This window comes from Microbacterium terregens (assembly GCF_039534975.1).
Taxonomy (GTDB): Bacteria; Actinomycetota; Actinomycetes; order Actinomycetales; family Microbacteriaceae; genus Microbacterium; species Microbacterium terregens.
Window position 1 is genome coordinate 828,960 of sequence record NZ_BAAAWH010000001.1, and the last position, 11,014, is coordinate 839,973.

Here is an 11,014-nt window from a genome sequence, read left to right on the forward strand (position 1 = left end):
CGCGCCGGATCGAGGAGCCCCCGCCGCCACGATTACCGTTGATCAGGGAGGTGGACGTGGCGCGCACGGGCGGACGCAATTCGTGGATCGCATGGCCTGCGGGGCTGCTGTGCGCTGCCGTCGTGGTCGCGCTGGCCTGGTTGGCGCACCCGCTGCTTCCCGTCGCCGTGACGTGGGCGGGGGACATGCTCCGGGCATCCACGTCGGAGCCGGTCGCCGCTCCGGTCACGGAGTCCGTCGCGACCCGTGCCGTCGCCGCCGGCGACATCGATTGCCGGGCGCTGTACTCGGACCGCCTGTGGGCGGAACTGACCTGGACCCCGACCGTCCTGCTCTCCCAGAGCGCTGCACCGCCCGCGACGTCGGTCACCGCGCTCACCGACGCGCTGGCGCCCGCAGTGCGGGTCTCGTGCCTCTGGCGCACCGACGACGGGCGCACGATCGCCTCCACCCTGGCCAACGTGGGAGGCGAGGCCGCGGATATCGCCGAGGCGTCGCTGCGCGGCCAGGGCTTCGCGTGCTCCGCCGACGCGGCGCTGGTCTGCGCGCGCACGAGCGGGGACGTCGTGGAGGAGCACACCCTGCGCGACGGGCTGTGGCTCTCGAGCGTCGAGACCGCGTGGCATCCGGACGCGTACGGCGCGCGTCTGGCCGCCCACGTCTGGGGCTGACCGGTTCCGAGGGCGCCGGCCGAGCTCAGCCGAAGACGCTCGCCACGATCGCCGCGGTGTACCCGCTCGGGGCGAGGTTGGAGAAGCGGGTGTCGATCAGGATGTCGTCCCGCCAGAACAGCGTCCGGCCGTCGGTGACCGGATAGACCTCGTTCAGCCAGGTCTTCTCGCAGCGGGTGCCGCCGTCCGGCGTGTAACAGGTGTATCCCTGCACGTCGGCGAGCTCGTTCAGCATGTCCAGCGCCGGACCCCGCGAGAGCGCGGCGATCGTCGTGAACAGGTGCGTCGTATCGGCGCGCGGGTCACGCCACAGGCAGGCGAGACTCCCGTCGGGCAGCTCGCCGGTCGGGATGCCGGCGGCGGGATCGTTGAGGGGCACGTCCTTCAGCTGGTCGAGCACCGCCGGCGTCAGCATCGCGCGGCAGTCGGCCGGGATCGCCGGCCCATCAGCCGACGCAGAGGCCGACGGGCGCGGTGTGCCGGAACCGCCGGGTGTCGGACCGGGCGAGGCCGATGCGGTGTCGGCCGCATAGGCGGTTGAGATGGTTGCGGACTCGGCGACGCAGCCCGACAGGGTCGCGATCAGGAGAACGGATGCCGCGGCGCAGGCCAGCGCCGCACGTCGAAGTCGCATGGGCCCACGATATCCGGGGGGAGGCGGCCGCCCCGGGCCGCGCCACACCCGCAATCGCACGCCGCGCCCGATTCGCCCGAATCGCACGCCGCGCCCGATTCGCCCGAATCGCACGCCACGCCTGCAATCCCACGGCACGCCTGCGCGGACGTGCCCGTGCCGCAGGTTACTCTCGCAATGCAGGGACGTGCCCTGCGTGAGGAGTGCATCCGATGAGTGACTCGAAGTCGTCCTACGGCGAGCCGGTCGAGGAACCGCGTCCGGTCGACGATGTCGTCGGCAGCGCCAACGAGGGGATCGCCGACGCGGAAGCCGCGCGCCGCGACGCCGCCGCCTCGGACGGGTCGCAGACGGATGCCGCGGCCGAACCCGCCGCGCAGACCTCCCCCCGCACTCCCGTGGAGCCCGCGCCCTCGGCCTACGATGACGACTCGACCTTCGACAGCGCGATGTACGAAGCGCACGCCGACGACACCGCCACCGCGTGGGAGCCGCCGGCCGAGACGGTCGCCGTCACGCCGAGCGAACCCGTCGCCCCGGTCGCCGGTGAGGCCTACACCGAGCGCTACGCGGAGCCTGCGACCGAACGCTACGCGGAGCCCGCGACCGAGCGCTACGCCGAGCCCTACGCCGAGACCGCTGTCGTCGCTCCCGCCGTCGCCACCGGATACGCCGCCCCGCAGCCGATCTTCGTCCAGGCCCCCGAGGCTCCCCGCCTGCGCGGAAACCGCGCGGCCGCCGGCGCCATCGGCCTTCTGGCCGCCCTCGCATTCGGGATCCTCTACCTCGCGCTCTGGCTCGGTGTGGGGATGCTGGACGGCGAGGTCACCGCGCAGACCCTCGGGTCGACCGCCCTCACCGCCCTCGGCACCTGGGCGCTGTGGGTGCCCGTGGTCGTGTTCTTCCTCGCGTTCTGGCTCCTCGGCGCCATCATCAACCGCGGCCGGTGGGGCATCTGGGTCATCTTCGGTCTGCTCGTCGGTGTCGCCGCTTACCTCGGACACATCCTCGGCGCGCTGTTCCAAGCGCCGTTCTGGATGCTCACCGCCCGGGAGGGTGCGGCCCTCACCGAGGCGCAGCTGCTCGCCCCTCTGGCCATCGGCGCGTTCATCATCGGCCGCGAACTCACCATCTGGTTCGGCGCCTGGGTCGCCGCCCGCGGTGCGCGGGTGACCGAGCTGAACGTCGAGGCGCAGCGCGAGTACGAGCGCACGCTCGAGGCCGGTCCGCAGCTCACGCGGGTGTAGTCATGGCAGGGACGCCGGAGTCCACGGGCGGCCCGATCCGGCCGGTCGTGGCGCTCGGTCTGGCGACGGTGAGCTTCGTCGCGCTCCTGATCTTCGGCCTCGGAATGGTGAGCCTGGCGCTGAGCGCCGACATCGTCGAGACCCCCGGACTCGGTCAGATCCCCGGCGTCGTCGCGACCGCACTGACGACGGGCGCGTTCGCGCTCATCCTGTGGCTCGGGCTGCGGCGCCGGCATCCGTCGTTCTGGACCGCCCTGTGGACCGCGCTGGGCTGCTACGTGGTCTACGTGGTGACGCTGTGGCTCGCGGTGGCGACCGCCGCCGACCCCGCCACCGCCACGGATGTCGCCGGTCGCATCGCGACGACCTGGTTCGGCGTCGTGGTGGCGGCGACCGCCGCGGTCGCCGCGTGGGGCGGGATCGGCCTGGTGCGCACCCGCTCGCAACGGCCGCGCTGGCCGTGGGAGGACGAGTTCGACGAGTGACAGGGGTTCGTCCCTGCGTGCGAGCGGCCGCCACGGCCGCGCATCGTCGCCGGAGACACCGAAAAACGGGTCGCGGCGGACTACCGTTGAGACGTGGAGCGCTCGCTCGAAACCCAGGTCAGTCAGGCAGTGGACGCATGGCTGCGTTGGCTGCCCCGATGGGAACCCGCCACGCATCGAGGACGCATCGCCCCCTGCCGCCGCTGCTTCGGGTCGCCGGTGCTGTCGGCCGCGGGGCTGGGCGCGGATGTTCCGCACGGCGTCCAGCACGGTCTGTCCACCCGGATCAAGACGATCGTCGACCACGCCGTCGCCGAGTACACGGCGCTGAACCTGCCCATGCTCCAGGCCGAACTCGATCATCAGGCGGCCCGCAACCGGGCGCGCAGCTACCGTCCGACGGAGGGGCTGGAGCCCGAGTTCGAGGGGCTGCCCCTGGATCCGGAACCGCAGCCGGGAGCACCGTTCCTGTTCACGATCTCCGGTCTCGCCGCAGAGGCGGACGCGAGCGTTCCGGCGCTTCCGCCCCTCACCGACGAGGCGAAGGCGGCGCTGCGGCAGGAGGTCGGGCTCGCCGACGATTACGCCAACATGATCGGGCGCGAAGTCTGCGCGGTCCTGCTGCACCATCGGCTGCGAATCCAGGCGGCGGTCGGGCAATACGTGGAGCCGCAGATCGAGGCGATGCTCGATGAGCTCACCCGCTCCTTGGACGCACCGTTCGATCCGAACGACCCGCCGCTGTGAAAGGCGTCCGCCACCGGCTCACCCGGTACGATCCGCTCACGGTGATCTCGGTCCGGTCTTGTTAGCATGATCGGGTTCGTACTGCCCCGTCCTTCGTGACCGGACGGCGCGCTGCGCCCCGCCGGATCTGAGCGGGCATACTCCGGGGAGGCTTCGGTGGCCACACGTCTGCCGTCCGCGCCCCCGATCCTGCCCGGGCTCGCCTACATCCGCCCGCTGGGCTCCGGCGGGTTCGCCGATGTGTTCCTGTACGAGCAGGACATGCCGCGCCGCGATGTCGCGGTGAAGGTGCTGCCGAGCGACGTGCGCGATCCCGACCTGAGACGCATGTTCAACGCCGAGGCCGACGTGCTCGCCCACCTGTCCGCGCACCCGTCGATCGTCACCGTCTACCAGGCCGGGATCTCGGCGGACGGGCGCCCGTACATCGTCATGGAGTACTGCCCCGGATCCCTCTCTCAGCGCTATCGCATCGAACGCATCCCGGTCGAGGAGGTGCTCACGATCGGCGTCAAGATGGCCAGCGCCCTGCAATCCGCCCACCGGGCGGGACTGGTCCACCGCGACGTCAAGCCGAGCAACATCCTGGTGACGACCTTCGGTGCGCCGGTTCTCGCGGACTTCGGCATCTCGTCCTCGCTGGCGCGTGAGACCGCCGACGAAGTGCTCGCGATGTCGATCCCGTGGAGCGCGCCCGAGGTCATCGCCGAAGAGACCGCCGGCACCGTGGCCAGCGAGGTGTGGAGTCTCGGTGCCACGGTGTACTCGCTGCTGGCCGGACACAGCCCGTTCGAGCGTCGCGAGCGCGGGCAGAACACCAAGGAGCAGCTGCGGCGCCGCATCGCCCGCGCGAGCTACACGGACATCCCGCGGGCCGATGTGCCGGCATCGCTGCAGGTCGTCCTCGCCCGCGCGATGAGCCGCGATCCCCGCCAGCGGTACGCATCCGCGCGGGAGTTCGCCGAGGCGCTGCGTGCCGTGCAGTCCGAGCTGGGCATCTCGCCGACACAGCTCGAGATCGCCACCGAGGCCTGGTCTCCGGCATCCGCTTCCGTGGATTTCTCCGACTCCGCGCTGCGTGGCCCCGCCCGCAGTCGCATCGAGCGCGACGAGCAGCGCAAGACGCGGCCCGGCACCGGCGTGGCGCAGCTCGCGCGCGATGAGGACACCGACTTCTCCGCCCCCGATCGCCCCCGCCGCCCGATGCCCAGGGTCGCCGTCGTCGTGGGGGGCGCGGTGGTCGTGGTCGGCGGGATCCTGGCGGCGCTGCTGATGACGGGAACGCTGTGATGCAGCGCCGGACCGCAGCAGGGCTGGCGGCCGCAGCGGCCGCTGTCGCTCTCGTCGCCGGGGTCAGCGTCGTCTGGCCCGGTCTGGACGCCCGGCAGACGGAGAAGACCGACACGTCGGTGTGGGCGCTGCAGACCGGCGATGGCCGCAGGTACGCCCGGGTGAACACCGCCATCGGCGAGCTGGACACGGTGCGCAGCATCAGCAATCCCAGTCAGGTGGCCCAGACGGCGGACGGTGCGTACCTGTTCTCGGACAGCTTCAGCAAGCTCACCCGGATCGACTCCGCGCTGCCCGCCGACCTCGACGAGGATGCGGTGCGCGCATCGCCGCCCACGCCCCCGGGCACGGTGGACGTCGCGATCTCCGACGACTTCGTCGCCTACCGGACCGACTCGGGCGCCGTCCACGTGGGACGGCTCTCCACGGGGGATGCCACGCAGGTGACGTTCCCCTCCGACGACGGGGGCGGGCCGCAGTACACCTCCGACGCGATCGTGATCGATGGACGCGGCATCCTGTTCAGCTATTCCCTGGCCGACGGCACGGTGCTGGAGTACGACACCGTCGCGGCCGAGGTGAAAGCACGCGACCCGCTGGACCCGGAGGGCATCACGACCCCGGCGATCACGGCCGCGGGCGACGCCTGGGTGGTCGTGGACACCAGCGACGGCGACGTGTGGATCGACGGAGCGGATGCCGCGATCCCGGCTCCCATCACCGGTTCTGTGATCCTCGGCCAACCCGACCCGGCCGGCACGGCCGTCTACCTCGCCGACGACTCGATGCTGCTGCGGGTTCCCGTGGACGGGTCCGCGACGACCATCGAGACGGGAGCGGAGGGCAGCGTTCTGGGCGCCCCCGCCCGACCCGTGGTGCACGCCGGCGAGGTGTTCGCCGCGTGGCTCCCGCAGAGCGGCGGGGGCGTGCTGTGGAACTCGCGCACCGGCGAGTCCGTCCTGGAATACGGCGACGACGAGTTGTCCGACTCGCGGCGACCCGCCTTCGTCGCGAGCGATGACGCGATCATCCTGAACGAGACGCGGTCCGGCTGGGTGTGGACGGTCCCCGACGGGGATCTCGTCGCGTCCAGCCAGGACTGGTCGCTGGATGAGCGCACGGACCCGGATGCCGCTCCCAGCGACGAGCAGCTCACGGTCGTGCTCGATCCGAAGCCGCCCGTCGCGGTGCCGGACACCTTCGGTGTGCGGGCGGGGAGCCTGGTCACCCTCCCCGTGCTGATGAACGATCACGACCCCAACGAGGACGTGCTCAGCATCGATCCCACGTCGGTCACCGGGCTGGACCCCGGATTCGGCACCGTGTCCATCACCGACGACTCGCAGCGTCTGACGGTCAGTGTCGCGCCGGCGGCGAGCGGCAGCGCGCAGTTCACGTACGCGGTATCGGACGGCACCAGCGAGAACGGCCTGCTCTCCCCGTCCACGACCGTCACGCTCACCGTCTCGGAGGGCGATGCGGCGCCGCAGTGGTGCGGGGTCGAGGGCTGTCTCGTGCCCTGGCCGACACCCGAGGTGGCCCGGGGCGGCACGGTCACGGTGCCGGTGCTGCCGGGATGGGTCGACCCGGACGGCGACCCCCTGCTGCTGCTGTCCGTCGAGAACCGCTCGGGCGTGGGTGCCGTGGCCGCCACGCCCGGCGGCGACGTGGTCTATCAGCACAGCGACGCTGGCGGGGTGGGCGAGGAGCTCATCGAGCTGAACGTCACGGTGGCGGACACCGCGGGGCAGGCCACCACGCGGCCCCTGCTGGTGCGGGTGTCACCGGAACCGGCACTGACCGTCCAATCCTTCGCGGTCGTCGACACCATCGACGCGGGTCTCACCGTGGATGTCGCGCCGCACGTGACCGGCACCACCGGAGCGATCTCGCTCGACTCGGTGCGCGTGCTCGATGAAGCGGAGGCGACGGCGACCGTCGTCGGCGGCTCGGCATCCTTCGATTTCACCGCCCGCACCCCCGGGACGTTCCTGGTCGGGTTCACCGTCACCGACGGCACGACGTCGGAGACCGGCACCGCACGGATCACGATCCTGCCCGCCGACGCGCCGCCGCAGCTGGCGACCTCTCCGGTCGTGGCGTTCGTGCACCCGCAGGAGGACGCGACGCTGGACGTCTTGCTGGCGGTGTCGAATCCGACCCGCAGGGTGCTGCTGCTCAGCGACGTGGTCGGACGCGCCGACGACGGCGCCACGTTGTCGGTGGACGCGGTCGGTCAGAACTTCCTGCGCGTGTCCGGGTCGACAGCGTCCGGTGCGGCCGGCCGCCTCGGCACCGTGACCTACACGATCAGCGACGGCACCGAAGACCAGGGAGCGCAGGTGACGGGGCAGGCGACCGTGTTCCTGCTTCCGCCGGCGCCGGCGCTGGCGCCCATCGCCGTGGACGACACGGTGGTCGTGCGCGCCGGTGCGCAGATCGACATCCCGGTCCTGGAGAACGACGTGGCCCCGGCCGGCGGGCGGCCCACGCTCGATCCCGCATCGATCACCTCGTCCAGCCCGGACGCGCTCGCATTCGCAGGAGGCGATGTCCTGCGCTATCTGGCTCCGCCCGTGCGCGGCGACTACACGGTCTCGTACCGCGTGTCCACGACGGGCGCACCGGCACTCGTCGACGACGCCACCGTACGCATCAAGGTCCTGCCGGACGAGGCCAACCGGGCGCCGCTGCCGAAGACCCTCGAAGGACGCGTCCTGAGCGGGGAGTCCACCGTCATCCACTTCGATGACTTCGGCATGGACCCCGACGGGGACGTCGTGAGCCTTGACCGCATCGTCAGCCAGCCCGACACCGGGTCCGCCACCATCGCGGCGGACGGCGAGTCCATCGTCTACTCGAGCGTCGCGGGAGCCAGCGGCCAGGTGACCTTCCGCTATCGCGTCGTGGACGCGTTCGGGGGAGCGGGCGAGGGGATCGTGCGGCTCGGCGTGCTCGACAGCACGGCCAATCCCAGCCCGGTCACCTTCACCGACTACGTCCAGGTGCAAGCCGGCGCGACCAGCACCATCCGGGTCAGCCCGCTCGCGAACGACGTGGACCCCACCATGGGCAGCCTCGAGGTGACCGGTGTCCGGCCCGACGTCCCCGCGACATTGAACGACGGTGAGCGCAACCCCGAATACGACCGCCTCGATGACCGGGTGAGCTCGGTGGGAAAGGAGACGGTCGTCATCGCCGCGGGCACCCAGCCGGGCACCATGTCCTTCCTCTACGACGTCGAATCCAGCTCGGGCAACACCGGCCGCGGGCTCATCGTCGTCCAGGTCGTGCGTGAGAGCGTGCCGAACTACCCGATGGTCGATGACACCGTGCTCACCGCCGAGACGCGCGAGGACTTCCGCTCGGGGGTGGACGTGCTCTCCGGCCAGGCCACGTGGTCCGGCGGGGACGTCGACGATCTCACACTGAGCCTGTGGGGTTCCCCGCCGAACGTCACCGTCGACGGCCGGGAGTTGCGCGGTGCGCTGCCCGAGACCACGCAGGTCATCCCGTTCGCCGTGACCGGTCAGGGACCGGACGGAGAGGTGACGACGTACGCCTTCCTCCGCGTCCCCGGCGATGAGGATCGCTCGCTCGCGCTGCGTGCCAACGCGGCATCCCCCGAAGTCGACGAGCTCGACTCGGTCACCTTCGACATGGCCGCGCTCGTGGCCGCCCCGCGGGGCAGCACCCTCGAGCTCGGTGAGGACCTGCGTCCCTCGGGAGCCCGCGCAGAGGCGGCGTGCGCCGTCGCGTCCGGCACGAACGTGCGATACGACGCGGGCGCCGGCGCGCCGTGGTCGGATGCCTGCCGGGTGCCCGTGCGGATCGCCGGGCAGACGGACTGGACGTACCTGTCCGTTCCGATCATCGTCCGCGCGCTCGATCCGCAGCCCGAGCTGCGTGCCGGATCGATGACCGTCGGTCCGGGCGAGACGGCCACCTTCGACCTGCGCAACATGACCACCTGGCAGCTGCGCGAGGACTGGAGCGGCATCCAATACGCGCTCGATTACGCCGGCTCGACGTTCGACGTGTCGCTGAACGGCTCGACCGTCACGGTGGTCGGTGCCGACCGGGCCGTCCCCGGATCCGAAGAGGCGGCCGTCGTCTCGGTGAGCAGTCACGCCGCGGTCGCCCCGGTCCGGCTGATCCTGCGCGTCGGTGCCGCGCCGTCCACCCTGCCGCAGGGCGGGTCCACGACGCAGCAGTGCTCGCAGGCCGCCGGCTCGTCGTGCACGATCACGGTCATCGGGGCCAGCGGCGAGGTCAACCCGCTGCCGCGCACGCCGCTCACGGTGATCGATGCCCGCGCCACCGGTGCGTGCGCAGGAGTCAGCTTCCGGGTGGCCTCGCCCACCTCGGTGGTGGCATCCTGGTCGCCCGACGCCCCGGGAGCCACCTGCTCCGCGTCGTTCTCGGTGCAGGACGCGCAGGGCCGGCGCACCAACGGTGAGCGCGACGGTCAGATCCTGCTCGACCTGCAGGGGTACCCGAAGGCGCCGGCGAGCGTCTCCCAGACCGGGTTCTCGGACGGCACGCTGACGCTGCGCGTCGACCCCGGCGAGGCGCGCCTGGCCTACCCCGGACTCAACGGCTTCGTGATCCGCTCGAACGGCGCCGAGGTGGCCCAGTGCAGCGCTGACGGCACGTGCCCGCCCATCGCGGCGCCCAACGGCGAGCGTCGCGAGTACGAGGCGTACGCGCGCAACAGCGTCGGGACCTCGCGGGCCGGTGTCCGGGTCGTCGCCTGGGCGTACGACTCGCCCGTCCCGCCGAGCCAGATCCAGGTGCGCCCGGTGATCACCAACGGCGACGGGGGTGTCGTCTCGCTGCAGATCGACGGCATCGACCCGGACAAGACCGGCACGCTGCAGATCTCCAGTCCCGCCGGCGAGACGGTGCAGGTGTCGATCGGTCGCCGCGATACGAGCGTTCAGATCCGCCAGTACCGCGTCGGCTCGAACACGTCGAGTCCGATCACGGTCACGCCGTTCTCGCGCTTCGATCTGCCTCCGGGCACGGGCGGCGCCCCCTCCGGTGCGTCCGCGACGGCGTGGGGCAACGGAATCGGCGCGCCCACCGGGCTGGCACTCTCCCTCAGCTCGCGGGCGGAGGCCGACGGGACGTCCACCGTGACCGCGCAGGCGGCCGCGGTCTCCGGCGGCGACGGCTCGACGCTGCGCCTGGGCATCGTCCGCGAGGGACAGTCCTGCACGGCGACGGATGCCGGCGCGACCGCGTCGTTCCCGGGTCTGACCGACGGCGAGGAGTACTCGTTCACGATGTGCGCCGAGTCGTGGTTCGACGGCGACCGCTACGGACGCGCCACGGCGACCGCGACGGCACGTGCCGAGCAGAGCGGCGCCGCCCCGACCGGGTACACGTTCGCCGTCGATGCGGCACCGGACGTCTCGGACGGCCGCGCGGTCTGGCTCATCCGCAACCAGCCCACCTCGGACGAGCGCATCCCGAACCGCAACGTCGTGGAGTTCTCCGGTCTGCCGAGCTCCGCGATCGGCAGCGACCCGGGCATCCAGGTCCGATACGTCCACGAGCGGTGGGGCACGGCGACACCATGGGCGCCGGTGACTCCGCGGGCCGGCAGCGCGCCCTACCAGGTGCAGGCGACGTGGGGCGTGCAGACGTGCGTGGGCGGCTCGGACCTGGTCACCGTCGGTGATTCGTCGGCGGATGCCGCGGGCGGCAGGGCGGCGATCTCCTTCGGCAGTGCGGGTCTGCGCTACCTCGACGCGCTCGGGGCGGTGCTGCCGCACACGATCGACACGTGGTCCGTTCCCGTCGGCGCCGTGCGCGTGGAAGGCATCGCGGTGACGGTGGACTGGGGTGCCCAGGGCTGGGGCCTCTCGCCCGCGACCGCGACGCTCTCAGCATCGTGTGTTCCCAATCTCCCCCTGCCGCCGGCACCCTGACCCC

7 protein-coding genes are annotated in these 11,014 nt (G+C 71.9%); 6 read left to right on the top strand and 1 reads right to left on the bottom strand.

Annotated elements, in window-relative coordinates:
- Positions 1-56: 56 nt before the first annotated feature.
- The gene (locus tag ABD655_RS03785) at positions 57-671 is read left to right on the top strand and encodes a hypothetical protein (RefSeq protein WP_344711725.1); all 615 of its coding nucleotides are present in this window, start codon (positions 57-59) and stop codon (positions 669-671) included.
- A gap of 25 nt (positions 672-696) precedes the next feature.
- Here the strand turns inward: ABD655_RS03785 and ABD655_RS03790 are convergent, their stop codons facing one another.
- On the bottom strand, positions 697-1,305 hold the full coding sequence (locus ABD655_RS03790; protein WP_344711726.1) for a hypothetical protein: 609 nt from the start codon (positions 1,303-1,305) through the stop codon (positions 697-699).
- A 212-nt stretch (positions 1,306-1,517) separates the two neighbouring features.
- On the opposite strand from ABD655_RS03790, the gene ABD655_RS03795 reads away from it, so the two are divergent.
- From ABD655_RS03795 to ABD655_RS03815, 5 genes are all read left to right on the top strand, one after another.
- The gene (locus tag ABD655_RS03795) at positions 1,518-2,552 is read left to right on the top strand and encodes an ABC transporter (protein ID WP_344711727.1); all 1,035 of its coding nucleotides are present in this window, start codon (positions 1,518-1,520) and stop codon (positions 2,550-2,552) included.
- Between the two features lie 2 nt (positions 2,553-2,554).
- Entirely contained in the window at positions 2,555-3,037 is a 483-nt protein-coding gene (locus ABD655_RS03800) for a hypothetical protein (protein ID WP_344711729.1), read from the top strand.
- 93 nt (positions 3,038-3,130) lie between these two features.
- Positions 3,131-3,784, top strand: coding sequence for a spermidine/putrescine ABC transporter substrate-binding protein (locus tag ABD655_RS03805; RefSeq protein WP_344711731.1), 654 nt, complete (start codon positions 3,131-3,133; stop codon positions 3,782-3,784).
- Between the two features lie 156 nt (positions 3,785-3,940).
- Positions 3,941-5,074, top strand: coding sequence for a serine/threonine-protein kinase (locus ABD655_RS03810; RefSeq protein ID WP_344711732.1), 1,134 nt, complete (start codon positions 3,941-3,943; stop codon positions 5,072-5,074).
- Positions 5,074-11,010, top strand: coding sequence for an Ig-like domain-containing protein (locus ABD655_RS03815; protein WP_344711734.1), 5,937 nt, complete (start codon positions 5,074-5,076; stop codon positions 11,008-11,010). Before ABD655_RS03810 ends, ABD655_RS03815 begins: the two co-directional genes overlap by 1 nt.
- The last annotated feature ends 4 nt before the right edge of the window (positions 11,011-11,014 follow it).